Source organism: Tolypothrix sp. PCC 7712, from assembly GCF_025860405.1.
Classification (GTDB): Bacteria; Cyanobacteriota; Cyanobacteriia; order Cyanobacteriales; family Nostocaceae; genus Aulosira; species Aulosira diplosiphon.
Genome location: NZ_CP063785.1, coordinates 7,750,836 through 7,765,669, shown reverse-complemented (window position 1 = coordinate 7,765,669; position 14,834 = coordinate 7,750,836). Strand labels below are relative to the sequence as shown.

Annotated in this window: 9 protein-coding genes; 4 read left to right on the top strand and 5 right to left on the bottom strand. The window is 41.1% G+C overall.

The window, feature by feature from the left end:
- Positions 1-487: 487 nt before the first annotated feature.
- Positions 488-3,652 (bottom strand): CHAT domain-containing protein, encoded by a 3,165-nt coding sequence (locus HGR01_RS31485; protein WP_045868317.1) that lies wholly within the window; start codon positions 3,650-3,652, stop codon positions 488-490.
- Between the two features lie 270 nt (positions 3,653-3,922).
- Positions 3,923-7,324, bottom strand: coding sequence for an NB-ARC domain-containing protein (locus tag HGR01_RS31480; RefSeq protein ID WP_045868318.1), 3,402 nt, complete (start codon positions 7,322-7,324; stop codon positions 3,923-3,925).
- A gap of 389 nt (positions 7,325-7,713) precedes the next feature.
- Between HGR01_RS31480 and HGR01_RS31475 the strand changes: the two genes are divergently transcribed.
- Positions 7,714-9,738, top strand: coding sequence for a WD40 repeat domain-containing serine/threonine-protein kinase (locus tag HGR01_RS31475; RefSeq protein WP_045868319.1), 2,025 nt, complete (start codon positions 7,714-7,716; stop codon positions 9,736-9,738).
- A 167-nt stretch (positions 9,739-9,905) separates the two neighbouring features.
- On the top strand, positions 9,906-10,592 hold the full coding sequence (locus HGR01_RS31470) for a DUF305 domain-containing protein (RefSeq protein ID WP_045868320.1): 687 nt from the start codon (positions 9,906-9,908) through the stop codon (positions 10,590-10,592).
- 72 nt (positions 10,593-10,664) lie between these two features.
- Here HGR01_RS31470 and HGR01_RS31465 read toward each other — a convergent pair whose 3' ends face one another.
- Together HGR01_RS31465 and HGR01_RS31460 are read right to left on the bottom strand one after the other, a co-directional pair.
- On the bottom strand, positions 10,665-10,892 hold the full coding sequence (locus tag HGR01_RS31465; protein ID WP_155538992.1) for a hypothetical protein: 228 nt from the start codon (positions 10,890-10,892) through the stop codon (positions 10,665-10,667).
- A gap of 110 nt (positions 10,893-11,002) precedes the next feature.
- Positions 11,003-11,809: a hypothetical protein gene (locus HGR01_RS31460; protein WP_052335065.1), complete on the bottom strand. Its 807-nt coding sequence runs from the start codon at positions 11,807-11,809 to the stop codon at positions 11,003-11,005.
- A 109-nt stretch (positions 11,810-11,918) separates the two neighbouring features.
- On the opposite strand from HGR01_RS31460, the gene HGR01_RS31455 reads away from it, so the two are divergent.
- Both HGR01_RS31455 and HGR01_RS31450 read left to right on the top strand, forming a co-directional pair.
- A complete protein-coding gene (locus HGR01_RS31455; protein ID WP_155538994.1) occupies positions 11,919-12,089 on the top strand; it encodes a hypothetical protein in 171 nt (56 codons plus the stop codon).
- Between the two features lie 600 nt (positions 12,090-12,689).
- Positions 12,690-13,433, top strand: a complete 744-nt coding sequence (locus HGR01_RS31450) for a DUF561 domain-containing protein (protein ID WP_045868322.1) — start codon at positions 12,690-12,692, stop codon at positions 13,431-13,433.
- A gap of 107 nt (positions 13,434-13,540) precedes the next feature.
- Here HGR01_RS31450 and HGR01_RS31445 read toward each other — a convergent pair whose 3' ends face one another.
- Complete coding sequence (locus tag HGR01_RS31445; RefSeq protein ID WP_045868323.1) at positions 13,541-14,686, bottom strand: DegT/DnrJ/EryC1/StrS family aminotransferase; 1,146 nt, start codon at positions 14,684-14,686, stop codon at positions 13,541-13,543.
- Positions 14,687-14,834 lie beyond the last annotated feature (148 nt).

Genomic DNA, 14,834 nt, shown 5'->3' with positions numbered 1-14,834 from the left:
GTCGTAGATCCTAGCATTAAAGAAAAGCAACTCTAAAAAAACACCAGAAAAAATTTGGTTCTACATTTTTAGTGAGATATCTATTAACTTCGCTATTGATACATTTGTTAACAAGTTATACCAATTAGAAAAAAGAATGTGACAGATTGTAGGAGCACGGCAATGCCGTGCCTTCTAGAATATATTGTTGTGTAACCAACATTATTTGAATTGGTATTACAAGGATAAGTTTTGTAATAAATAACACTTTTTAGAGCCATTTATCACAAATTTATCTGATTTACAGTCAGGTGTGTTACGGCGCTACAAGGGATAATTGCGAAATCTAAATTCCATGATATAACCCCATGTATCACCTAATATTTGTACTGCTATTCAGATACATGTATGGTTGATGTGCAGTTCCTAAAAGGAGATTATAACGTATTTTCATCTATTTTTTTAACATAGCCGCACTACACTTAACTAATTCATTCTATGGCTATGATTACAGTCCATTACCAATTAAAATAAAGGGTGCCCAATAAAAGGGATGGCTGAATTCATTTGCGGAACCTGCACTGATAATACGACTACTTTTATTTCGTACTCTAGCTATTTCTGCGGTTTTATTCACTCCAGCATAATTACCTGTAATTAAAGCAATTTGGGCTTTTTGCAAAGCTTCAGCTTTTGTCAGATTACCCGATCGCAAAACTTGATAGAAAACATTCATTAACGCTTGTGTACCACCATCAGACACAGACCATAATGAAGCAATGGCAGCTTTTGCGCCCGTCAGTTGAATTTGATATCCTAATCCTAGAATTTCTTGACCGTTACCTAATTTATCGCCCAAGCCTGTTTGACAAGCGCTCAAAACGACTAAATCAACATTCGGTAAAGACCAATTTTCGATATCCCGTAGAGTTACATATTGTCCATTACCAAAGAGAATAAATGAATCTTCGGGATGACCTTTAACTAATAGCCCATGAGTTGCCAAATGCACAATTTTGTAATCGTTCATTTGGGGAACTGTGGTGGCTGGACTAAACAGATTATCTAGTAATATTTTAGTACCGGGAATGGTCTTAGCTAAGTTTTCTACTTCTACTTTGGCAAACTGCAAGCCGCTAAAAACTTCGTCACGACTGGCAATTTTGACTGTGTAATCGCCTTTGGTAAAAGCCGCAGCTAAAACGTTGATATTCTTCTCTACTTTATTGTCAAATTTCGTTAGACTAGCTGATGTGATATGATTAACCACAAAACGTTGTACTAGCCAATCTTTACCATCATATAATGCTGCTAAAGGGATATATCTCAGTTGTCCATCAGGAGCATAAATAATTGATTTAGCATCGGCTTGCTTTAAGTCGTTTTCTATCGGCTTAATTAACCAGTTATACAATTTCAGTGCTGGTTCTTTAATACTTCTACGGGGAACTACTATTGTTTTTCTGTACTCTTGAATTGTTTGATTTAACTCTGCTTGTGTAACTTTAACTGTGCGGTGTATGGGTGGTGAATCTGCGGTGACAATAACTAACTCTAATCTGTCTTCTAAAACCAAGGGATACAGTAATACAGCTTTATGACGTAACTGACGCAAATTATCCCGAATGGAATTGAGTTGTCGTAAATTGAGATTTTCTTGGTTAGAAGTTACAGATAATTGCTGCACCAGCGCTACCACAGCCGGACTTTTGATAAACTTATTAAACTCCGCATTACTATCCTGTTCAAATTTCACAAGTTCAGCCATCCGTTTTTCTTGTGCAGATGTGCGTTCTTTAGGATGAATTTTCCGCAGACTTGTGAGTTCTTTACCTAAAAGAATGACTTTATCTTGAATAGCGCTATATTTTTGCGAGATTTCTTGTTCTTGGGGTTTGAAAGGTAAGTTTTGCGCTGTCTGCAAATCGTTATTAGCTATTCCGCGTTGAGGATTGGCTATTTTAGGGGGATTATTGGCATTTTTTGGGGTGTTTACTGGGCTATTGCCAATAAAATCTTTAACTTCCTGGATTTTTAATAAATCCAAAACTTGTTGTGCTTCCGATGGACGATTTTGCTTGAGTAGTAAATCGGCTAAACGGCGATATCTGTCAGCAACAGTTTCGGTGTAAGATTTTTGGATATCTGTAGGAACGACACGCAGACTTTGGCGAATAGTTTCGGTAAGATTGACTGATTGTTTGTAGAATGCGATCGCTAATTGTGGTTGATTTTGGTTTGCGAGTACATCACCGAGATATTTGAGAGTGGCGGTTTCACTGGCTTTATCGCTAACTTCTCGGTGGATGGCTAACGCTTGCTGATAAAGTCCTAAAGCCTTATCGTATTGATTCTGTTTTTGGTAAATCTGTCCGAGATTGCTGAATGTCACCCCTTCACCAGTGCGATCGCCTACTGCTCTATAATTAGTCAAAGCCTGTTGATTAGATTCGATTGCTGGGGCATATTTGCCTGTATTGGCGTAAATATTAGCAATATTATTTTGCGTGACAGCAATACCTGCGGGATAATTGTTTTGTTTGTAAATATCTAAAGCTTGTTGATATAGTTTCAGTGCTTGGTCATATTTACTTTGGCTAAAGTAAATTTGCCCAATGTTATTGAGGTTAAGTGCTTCGCCTTGAAATTGAAAAGAATCCTTACCAAATGCATCACCTACAACTGCCCGACTGGTAATTTGTTGCAAAGCTTGGGGATTTTGTCCCAAAGCATCGTAGAGTAACTGGATATCTTGCTTATTGGTTCCCTGATATTCACCAGTGCGGAATTTCTTGTAAATATTCGCAGATTTCTCTGCTAACTCTAAGGATTTTTGATATTGCCCTAAACTAAAGTAAGCGCTGGAAAAATTATTTAAAATTGCGGCTTCGCTACCGTAATAGCAAGTTAATTTTTCTTTATAGCAGAAGTCTTGAACAGTGGTTAAAGCTTGTTGGTAGGAATCTAGCGCTTGAGTGTAGCTGCCTAAATTAATGTAAACGACTCCTATATTATTCAGAGTATCTGCGCTACCAATTCGGTCATTATCAGCTTTTTGGATTGCTAAGGTTTGTTGATAAAGCTCCAACGCCTTTTGATATTGACCCATCCTAAAATATAATGCCCCCGTATTAGCCAGCATTCCTTTTTGACTGGTAGAGTAGCTGGAATCCTTGGGGTTAGCTGTGCGGAGTTCTTTGAGAATAGTTAAAGTTTCTTGATAAGCATCTAATGCTTTTGGATATTGACCCAGATTGATGTATGCTTCACCTATATAGGACAGAGGTATCCATTCATTTTGGCGATCGCGTGTTTGTTTGCGAATTGCTAAAGACTGTTGCAAAAAGTCCAAGGCTTTAGAATATTCCCCTTTCCGCAAATAAACATAGCCAATATTGGTAAGACTGTTAGCTTCTCCAGCTTTGGCATTGTATTTTTTGAAAATAGCCAAGGCTTGCTGAAACATTTCTAACCCGGCTTGCAAGTCACTTAAACCGACTAAATCTTTATATACAATACCTTCACCGTTATTATTCAGGGTAATCGCCTCTGTAATCTTTTCTTCTGCAGTTGGTGTTGGTGCTTGGGCGAGAACCTGTGTGGAAGTCTTAAGGGGTAAGGTAGGGTAAGCTAATGCCAGCAAAATGCTGACAGTAATTAGACGTAGTCGCATAAGTAATATTTTTATATTTACTACTTAAGATAACTCTAGTACTTCCGTGGAAAATCAAAAAGTTAGAAAACTTTGATTAGGAAATTGGGGATTGGGGATTGGTTAAGGGATAAAAAACCTTTCCCCCTCTTCAATACTTTTCGGTTAAGGGGAAAAAGGGGAATGGGAAAAGGGAAAGAAAAAACCTTGAACCCTTAACCTTTCACCTTTCCCCCTTCCCCCTTAACCTTTACCCTCTTGTAATTACGAATTACGAATTACGAATTACAATTATTTTTCCACCGCACCCAAGGCTTTGAGTGTGGCTTTCTGCGCTTGGGTTAAACCTGTTACTCCAGCGATATTCATACCTTCATAAGGTCTTTCTACTCTGAGATTTTCCCAGCATTCGCCTGTGTTGATATTCCAGAGTTTAATTGTGCCATCGCCGCTACCGCTAGCTAAGGTTTGTCCATCAGGATGAAATGCTACTGACCAAACTCTGTTGATATGTCCTGATAAAGTCCGGATGCATTTACCGTCACTGACTGACCATAACTTGATTGTTTGGTCATCGCCGCTACTGGCTAAGGTTTGCCCATCGGGACTAAATGCGACTGACCAAATCCAATTTGTATGTCCTGGGAGAACTTGCAAACATTTGCCATCATTGAGTGACCACAGTCTGACTGTTTGGTCGTTACCACCACTAGCTAAAATTTGCCCATCGGGACTAAATGCTACTGGCCCAACTGGCCCTGTATGCCCTTGCAAGATTTTAACTATTGTACCATCGTTGATTGACCATAATCTGACTGTGAGGTCATAACCAGCACTAGCTAAAATTTGTCCATCTGGGCTAAAGGCTACTGACCAAACCTGATTAGTATTTTCGTGTAAAACTTGCAGACATTTACCTGTACTAAGAGACCATAGCCTGATTGTGCTGTCATAATTACCACTGGCTAAGATTTCACCATCGGGACTAAAGGCGATTGACCCGACTCGATGGGTATATTCCGCTAAGATTTTGAGAAACTCGCAATTTTTCACTGACCATAATCTGATTGTGCGGTCATGGCTGCAACTAGCTAAAATCTCTCCATTCGGGCTAAAAGCCACTGACCTGACTTGCTGAGTATGTCCAGTGAGAGTGGTGCGACATTGGTGATTACTCAGTGACCATAGCCTGACTTTTTGGTCGAAACTACCACTAGCTAAGGTTTGACCGTCAGGACTAAAGGCTACTGACTCTACACCATTGAGGTATCCTTGAAAAACTTTCAGGCAATGACCATCGCTCACAGACCACAGCCTTACAGTTTGGTCATAACCACCACTAGCGAGAATTTTACCATCAGGACTAAATGCCACTGACCAAACGCGATCGCCATGTCCTTGAAAAATTTGGTAGCGTTGTCCATCACTCACTGACCACAGTCTCACAGTTTGGTCGTAACTACCACTGGCGACAGTTTGGCTATCGGGACTAAAGGCGACTGATAAAACTCTGTCACTATGTCCCTCTAGCACTTGTAAGCATTGACCATCACTCAGCGACCAAAGCCTAACTGTCTCATCGTGACTACCGCTAGCAAGCAGTTTACCATCAGGGCTAAATGCGACTGACCGTAAACCATCAGTATGTCCGTGGAAGACTTGCAAACAGCTACCGTCGTTAACTGACCACAGTCTCACGGTTTGGTCAAAACTACCACTGGCGACAGTTTGGCTATCAGGACTAAAGGCGACTGACCAAATGTGATGAGTATGTCCTGCGAGAACTTGCAAGCATTGACCATTATTAACTGACCAGATTCTCAAAGTCTTGTCAATACTGCCAGTCACTAACAATTGACCATCGGGACTGACTGCTAATGACTCTATGCGATCGCTATGTCCTTGTAAAGTTTTGATGCATTTACCATCGCTGATTGACCAGAGTTTAACGGTTTTATCCACACTAGCACTAGCTAAAGTCTGACCGTCGGGACTAAATGCGACTGACCGCACAAATCCTGTATGACCTTTACAAATTAAAATTTGTTGACCATCATCTATTTGCCATAGCCGAATTTCACCATTAGCATCACCTGTAGCGATAATTTTACCATTAGGACTGAAGGCAACGGAGAAAATAGTTGTCAAAATATCGGTAAAAACTGACCTTTCTATGGCAGCATTGTTTAATTTGAGTTTCTGCAAGTTAGCACCTTTGAGATATGCTTGCCACAGTGCTAAATGCGAAAAATCATAATTGCCTAAATCTGTTTCTAAGTAACAAAATAAATTTAAAATATTCCCACCAATATACCCTGGATGTTGGGGAGATTTTGATTGTAATGTAGCGATAATTTGATTTAGCTGCGCTTCCAGTTTTTTCTGACTTCCCAGCCTATCGAGTAGTCTTTCTGCTAGAGGTTTAACAATTAATCGAATTTGCGCTTCGCGGATATAATCTTTCGCCGTCGCCTTCATTAAAGCATAGCGATTAGCAAAAGTAACTTCGCCGCTAATGAGATTTTCTGACACTTCTGCAATCAGGCGATCGCTTAAATATTCCATCACCACAGGTTGCAGGGTAAAGAGGGCGTTACTTTTCTCAATTAACGAACGTCTAGCTAATGACTGCAAAGCTTCCATCAAATTTGATTGTGATGGTAAAGCAACTATATCTTCTCGTAATTCGCTAATCCCTACAGGCTCACGATTTATCGCCAGCCAATACATCACCTCTGTTTCTAAATCTGATAGGCGATGAAATTGCTGATTTAACAGTTCGCGGATACCACCAAACACTACGGTATTTTGTGATAAAAATTCGGCAATTCTGCCATCAAATAGTTCTTTAATGGTTGTGGCAATAATTTTTAAAGCTAGAGGATGCCCTTTATAAAATTCGATGAGTTTAATTTGTTCTGCATCTGTACCTGAAAGTCCTTGAGTCTGGAAAATTTCTTCGCCATCTACGGCTTTTAATCCAGTTAATTGCAAAGCGCGGACTGGTAGATTTTCTCCAGATGACGCGGCGATTTCTGGAGGGTTTTCTCTACTCGTTAAAATTAAGCAACTTTGATGAGATATACCACCAATGCGTCTGATTAATTCTCCATAAGCCTCATAACCTGCGCGATATGCTAAAGCACCAGTCTGCAAAATTGATTCGGCATTATCTAGGATTAATAAACAGCGTGAGGAGCGGAGATAATCAATTAATAAAGAAATACCATCATTACTATCTTTTGGGATATCAAGTTGCTGCTGATGCGAAAGAAATTTGATTAACTCCGCCAAAATTTCTTGTATCGGTGGCGCATTTTGCAGACTACGCCAAATCACATAATCAAATTCATCCTGAATCTGCTGTACCAGCTTAATAGCCAGAGAAGTTTTGCCAATTCCCCCGATTCCCAACAGCGCTACCACACGACAGCGTTCTTGCACAACCCACTGTGTTAACTTACTAAGTTCTTCAGCGCGCCCATAAAATGCTAGTACATCCACCGCCTCACCCCAATCAACGCGATGTGCAGTTTGAGGCTTTAGCTGGGGGATAGGGCGTGGATTCTCTACTGATGCAATTGCTGGCTGCCTTTCGCGCCGTTTATCTATATAATCTAAAACTTGCACGGTGCTAGCAATAAAGCCAATTAAGCCCACAATAAAGCCGATTGTCGCGGAGATAGGATCCATCTTTTTAAGTAGTTGTGCAAAAGGTGGAGAGAGGGAAGGGGGAATGGGGACTGGGGACTAGGGACTGGGGACTGGGGAATGGGGAACGGAAAAGAAGTTTTGGTAATTAATTATGTTGAGGTATTCATTTCCCTACTGAGGAAATTTCTGATTTAAATTTAACATTCGCCCAGGAAAGCGGGGGAAAGGAGAAGGGGATAAAAACCTTTTCCCTTTTTACCCTTACCCTTTCCCCTTTCACCTTTCCCCTATAAAGCTTGACATATTTCGGATAAATCGCACCTACTTACGAACTGTGAGGGGAAATTGTAGAGAAACGCGATCGCAATTAGGAATAAATGCACAAGAGTATTTATCATATACTTACGAGGGCTGATAGATACTGAACAATGACCTACTGCCTGAATCCCAACTGCGATCAACCTGTAAACCCACAAGATAGCAATTTTTGCCAAGGTTGTGGGATAAAATTGACACCACTATTGCGGAATCGCTATTGCATTATTCAACCATTGGGAGGCGGTGGATTTGGCAGGACTTTTTTAGCAGCAGATGAAGATAAGCTAAAAGAACATTGCGTGGTGAAGCAGCTATCACCGCAAGTAAAAGGCACTAATGCGCTACGTAAAGCTACAGAACTGTTTAAAGAAGAAGCAAGACGTTTGCAGCAGCTAGGAGAACATCCTCAAATTCCTACTTTGTATGCTTACTTTGGTGAAGATAGCTACCTCTACTTAGTACAGCAGTTTATCCAAGGACAAAGTTTACGACAGGAACTAAAACAACAAGGTACTTTTAGCGAAGCCAAAATTTGGCAACTTTTAGGTGAATTATTACCTGTACTCGATTTTGTCCATGAAAATCAGGTAATTCACCGCGATATTAAGCCAGATAATATTATGCGTCGTTCCCCCCAGTCTCAAAGCACCGGGGGGAATTTAGTGTTGATTGATTTTGGTGTATCCAAGCAAGTAACTGCTACCTCGATGGAATTGACAGGTACTAGCATTGGTTCTTATGGCTATGCGCCAATGGAACAGATGAAGTATGGTTTAGCATCGCCAGCTAGCGATTTATTTAGTTTGGGAGTAACTTGCTTTTCGCTGTTGACGGGAATTCAGCCATCGCATCTGTATATGGAAGCTGGCTATAACTGGGTAAAGAGTTGGCGAGAACATCTGAAACATCCCATATCTGCACAATTAGAACAGATATTAGACAAGCTATTACAAAAAGAAGTTGAGCATCGCTACCAATCAGCAAATGCAGTTTTGCAAGATTTACCACAGCAAACGCAACAAAAAACTTTACTACAGGATAGTACGGGTAAAATCAAGGTTTCAGGCTTGAACCTCAAAGCTGCAACTCATCTGCAAAAGCTGCTAGGTAAAACCCAGTTACCATATCAACTGCTGATGGGTGGCGCAATTGTGCTGCTAGGATGGGCAGGATATGGATATTGGCAAAGTTTACCGCTAACTGGACATGGTGGAGAAGTTAATACCCTGGCTTTTGTGCCAATTTCCCCATCTTCTAGATCTCAACGTCAACAACCAAATGTGGCGCTGTTACCCTTACAGCAAATAGCCACAGCAAAAGAAGGCATATTAGCTAGCGGTAGCGACGATCAAACAGTTAAAATTTGGAACTTGCAGCAAAAACAAGTAATTCGTACCCTGAAAGCGGATTCTGGTTGGGTGTATGCTGTGGCAATTACCCCAGATAGTCAAACTGCGATCGCAGGTTATAAAAACCACACCATCAAAATTTGGAATCTCAATACTGGTAAGGAAATTCGCACTCTCAAGGGACATCGCGATTTAGTTAATTCTGTGGCGATTACCCCAGATGGGCAAACTGTAGTCAGTGGTAGTTACGATAAAACTATTAAAATCTGGGATTTGGCGACAGGAAAGGAAATTCGCACCCTCAAAGAACATACAAGAGAAGTTTTAGCTGTAGCTATCAGTCCCGACGGTGAGAAAATTGCTAGTGCTAGCGCTGATAGAACTATCAAAATTTGGCAGCTAAAAACAGGGAAAGAAATACACACACTCAAAGGACATTCCCTCGATGTCAACGCTTTAGCCATCAGTCCCAATGGACAGTTATTAGCCAGCGCCAGCGATGATAAAACCATTAAACTCTGGAATCTAAATACAGGCAAGCTAATTCGTACCTTTGACGGACACACAGCCGATGTGAATGCGATCGCCTTTAGTCCCAACGGCGAGTATATTGCTAGTGCTAGCGATGACAAAACTGTAAAAGTCTGGCAAAAAACCACAGGAGAAGTCATCAAGACTTTTCAAGGACATACAGCCGAAGTGTACGCTGTGGCTTTTAGTCCCAATGGTAAAACTTTAGTCAGTGGTAGCAAGGATAAGACGATTAAAATTTGGCATTTGCCCTGATGATAGCAAGCGCAAATTGTAGAGACGCGATTAATTAGAGACGCGATTAATCGCGTCTCTACAAGGGTGTGTTGTACAATCTGAAATCTGGTTGAATTTCATCGTAATTTCATTTTGAATTGCCAAACTATGAGTAATACACAAAATTACTCATAAACATAATCCCTATGCGATTCTCTCACTGGAAAAATAGTTTTTTGTCATTAAGCTTAATTGCGATCGCATCTGTATCTAGTAACTTGGTAACAGCTTGTTCCCAAAGTACCGCCCAAAACCATACCAATAACGATCACCAGATGGATCACGGGGGTATGATGCATCACGGTGGTGGGATGAATCACAGCATGGCAATGGATTTAGGGCCAGCCGATGCTAATTATGATTTACGCTTTATTGATGGCATGATTGCCCACCATCAAGGCGCGATTGTGATGGCGAAAGAAGCACAGCAAAAATCAAAACGCCCAGAAATCAAAAAGCTAGCAGACGACATTATCAAAGCCCAAAATCAAGAAATTAGCCAGATGCAAACCTGGCGCACAGCTTGGTATCCCAAAGCGGAGGCTAAACCAATGGCTTATGATGCTCAACAAGGTAAGATGATGGAGATGTCATCAGAGCAAATGCAAGCCATGATGATGAGCATGGACTTAGGTGCAGCCGATAAAGAATTCGACCTCCGCTTTATTGATGCGATGATTCCCCATCATGAAGGCGCTGTGACAATGGCTAAAGATGCTTTGCAAAAAACCAAGCGTCCTGAGATGAAGAAATTAGCGCAAGCAATTATCAAAGCACAAGACGCTGAAATTAACCAAATGAAACAGTGGCGAAAGGCTTGGTATAACAAGTGAGGGGAATGGGGATTGGGGATTGGGGATTGGGGATTGGGGAAGGGGGAATGGGTAATTATGTAAGTCTTTAGCCTACAAAAGTTGCTTATGAATTTGTGTAAGGCGATGCATTGCGATTGTGACTCGATACATTAACAATGCAAGGCGATACATTGCGATTGTGACTCGATACATTAACAATGCAAGACGATACATTGCGATTGTGACTCGATACATTAACAATGCAGGGCGATACATTGCCATTGTTACCCCATACATTAACAATGCGAGGCGATGCATTGTGATTGTGACTCTATACATTAACTTCCCTAGTCTTCAATCCCCAGTAACCTATGCGAGTTCTCTTAGTAGAAGATGAAGAAGATTTAGGTAGTGCCATCGTTTGAATTTCATAAATCAATACTAAGCTTCTAGCTCACAATAATGCCAAATCCTCTTAGCATTGTGGGTAAATAATCATCAAGATTCTTAATATGTTCATCCGTAAGTTCAATCAAATTCAAATCATATTTCTGATAAATATCCTGTTTTTCTCTTTTACGTGATACATATTGTGGGTCATTATCGTAGCCCCAATACTCAATATAAACTCTACCAGCAGGAATATAAAAATCACAGTAAACTTCTTCTGCAACAGGAAGTTTTCGCTCATAAGCATGAACTAAACCAGCCATGTAAAGCCAGTTATCAATTGACAATTCAGCTTTGGAACGAACCCAATGTCCATCTGTAGCGCGATAATTACCAGCATGAAACTTCTCGCGAAAGTCTGACTTACCGTTATCAACAGTTAAGTTTGCTTCCACATCATATTCGCTAATTTTGCGAAATGTATCCAGAAAAATTTGATTATTGAAGATTTCCTCTGTCCAAACAACGTAAGGTTTTTTGCCTTTGTCATCATACTTTTGTACTCCTCCAAAGTTCAACCCTAAATTTGTAGCTATCCAACCATTCTGAACTTTATCTAATAATCCGAGTTCAGCCAGGATAGGATTAATAGCATTCCGCGATACACCAAGCCGCTCACTGATTTTGGTAGCTGATATTAATGTAGCAGTAGAAGCCAGACTATGAGCATGAGATGTAGAAGCAGCTTGAGAATCTATAGAGTTATTTGCTTTTGAATTATTGACTTTCCAATGCTTGTAGCAAAGTTTATAACCTGGCTTTGAAACTAACTGGTTGCAACCTAAGACTGTACAATATTCTGCCATTATAGATGACGTTGTATATAGTAAATATACAGACATATATAACATTCGTAAAAATTATCAGCACCCGAATTAATACTAAATATTAATTACAGCCACAAATTCAAATAAATTGATCATTAAAACAAAGTCAATCGTTTTGCGATCGCACAACTCACAACTACAGCTCATTCCTTGGTTGGTTGAGCATCAGCGTTCTATGGGCTTAGTCAAAGCTGTTCGTCAGCGACACCGACGCAACGCCGCCAGGTCGCTTGACATTTGGGCTTCTGCCTTAACTTGACACCTATGGCAAGATGCCCGCCCCACAAGATGGAATAATTTATTTCTTGGAAGTCCCTAAGTGAACTCGCTACATTAACAATGTCAGCAGGAAGTAGCGATAAAGGGTATGTAGACGCGTAGTAGTGTTCGCGTCGCTTGCTTCCCCGTAGGGGTACGAGAACGCTAACGGCGAATCCGTAGGGTGAGAGATGCAAAAGCATAGAAGAAATTCCCATTACCCATTACCCATTACCAAATCACGTTGCTCCCCTCACCATTCGCGTAATCCAAATCGGAAATAATTAATTCCCAAAAAACCATGAAATTCCTACTATATATAGCTTTGGTTTTGGTAATCAGAATAGAAAGCTTACACTTACCCGATTTCCCTCAAAGATTTCAGTAGGAATCTGAATGTATCGGTGCGATCGCACCGTCATCGCACTGTGAACTAACCACGCCTCTAAAGGGTATATGGATAAAAGTTTGATGCGATTAATCCTTTTTTTGTAAGCCTTTTAACCATTTTGATGAATTCTTTATTTTCAGAATCGATTACGCGAACGATGAGGACTAACGGTAGAATATACCTAATTTTCGTAGCTTCAAACAACGAAGTATGACAATGCATTCTTCTCTTCAACGTGCTTTTGCTAACCGCTGTGTCCTGAAGGCGATCAGCGGTTTAAATAACTTTGATAGCGATCGCGTCGCCGCTACTATCAAAGCCGCCGATTTAGGCGGTGCTACATTTGTCGATATCGCTGCCGATGCTGATTTAGTTAAATTAGCGAAAACATTGACCAATTTACCAATCTGTGTGTCAGCAGTAGAGCCAGAAAAATTTTTGCAAGCTGTGGCAGCTGGTGCAGATTTAATTGAAATCGGAAATTTTGATTCTTTCTATGCTCAAGGACGTAGATTTGAAGCTGAGGAAGTTCTCGCACTAACTCACCAAACCCGCGCCTTACTGCCAGAAATCACCTTATCTGTTACTGTTCCCCACATCCTGACACTAGATCAACAGGTACAACTAGCAGAAGAACTAGTCAAAGCTGGCGCTGATATTATCCAAACCGAAGGCGGCACTAGCAGCAACCCTGCCCACCCCGGAACCTTAGGCTTAATTGAAAAAGCTGCTCCCACCTTGGCAGCAGCCTTTGAAATTTCCCGTGCAGTTTCCGTACCAGTATTGTGCGCTTCCGGCATTTCTAGCGTCACAGCACCACTTGCGATCGCTGCTGGTGCAGCTGGTGTTGGTGTTGGTTCCGCCATTAACCAACTCAACAGCGAAGTAGCCATGATTGCCGCCGTTCGCAGCATCGTTGAAGCCTTAGCAACCGCTAAAGTAGAGGTTAAATAGGGCATGGGGCATGGGGCATGGGGCATTAATTATTTTCCCTTGTTTCCCTTGTCCCTGCACTCCTTACTCCCTTCTCTTCTACTCAGCACTCAGCACTCAGCACTCTTCTATCCCAAACAATCTTTCAGGGCGTAAATCACTTGGTCTTGTTGTTCTTGCGTGAGTTCTGGATACATGGGTAAAGCAATCACTTCATGAGAGATTTGCTCTGATACTGGTAAGTATCCTGGTTGATAGCCGAGGTCTTGATAAACTGGCTGCAAATGTAAAGGCAGGGGATAATAAACCATTGAACCTACGCCCCGTTCCTGTAATTGCTGGCGCACTGAGTCTCGATATTGGGCAGTAGCACCATTGCGCCCTTTACCAGAGACGCGTATTGTATATTGATTCCATACCCCAGCGCCCCCGGCTAATTCTTGAGGCGCGATTAAACCGGGAACTTGGCTGAGGAATTCGTGATAATAAGCTGCGATCGCCCGCCGTCTTTCATTCCAATTATCTAAATAACGCAGTTTAATTCCCAAAATCACTGCTTGTATTGCATCCAAGCGGCTATTTACGCCAATTTCTTCATGAAGGTAGCGAACTTTGCTACCATGCTCACGTAATACCCGCAGTTGACTAGCAATAGCTGGGTCGTTAGTAGTGATTGCACCCCCATCACCGCAACCGCCAAGGTTTTTTGTGGGGTAAAAACTAAAGCAACCAATATGTCCAATACTACCTACTTTTTGATTGCCCCAACTTGCGCCTGTAGCTTGGGCACAATCTTCAATTACCACCAAATTATGAGATTGTGCGATCGCCATTAGCGCCGTCATATCTACAGGTTGCCCAAACAGGTGAACTGGGATAATAGCTTTAGTTTTGGGTGTAATTGCCGCTGCTACCTGTTGTAAATCAAAATTAAAAGTATCATCAATATCAACAAAAACCGGCTTGGCACCTACAGCACTAATTACCTCAGCCGTAGCAATAAAAGTGAAAGTTGTCGTAATTACTTCATCACCTGCACCAATATTTAAAGCACGTAGCGCGAGAAAAAGTGCATCAGTACCAGAATTACAAGCTACACATTCAGTTACGCCATGATAAGCAGCAAACTGTTTTTCAAAACCTTCTACTACAGGCCCGCCAATATAACGACCAGAAGCCAAAACTTCTAAAACAGCAGCACTCACTTCTGCTTCTATAGTCGAGTATTGCTGTTTAATATCAAAGGCAGGAACGGAATTTAAACTTTGGATCATGAGTTTTTATGAATCTGGAAATACAAAAGATGCACTTCGACAGCCAATTGTTGCTGATTAAATTGTCAATTAGAAAATCACAGCAGACTGTCGTTGAAAATACTTATTATTGAGGGTTTATACTGGGCATTTGGTAATTTGGTGTTTG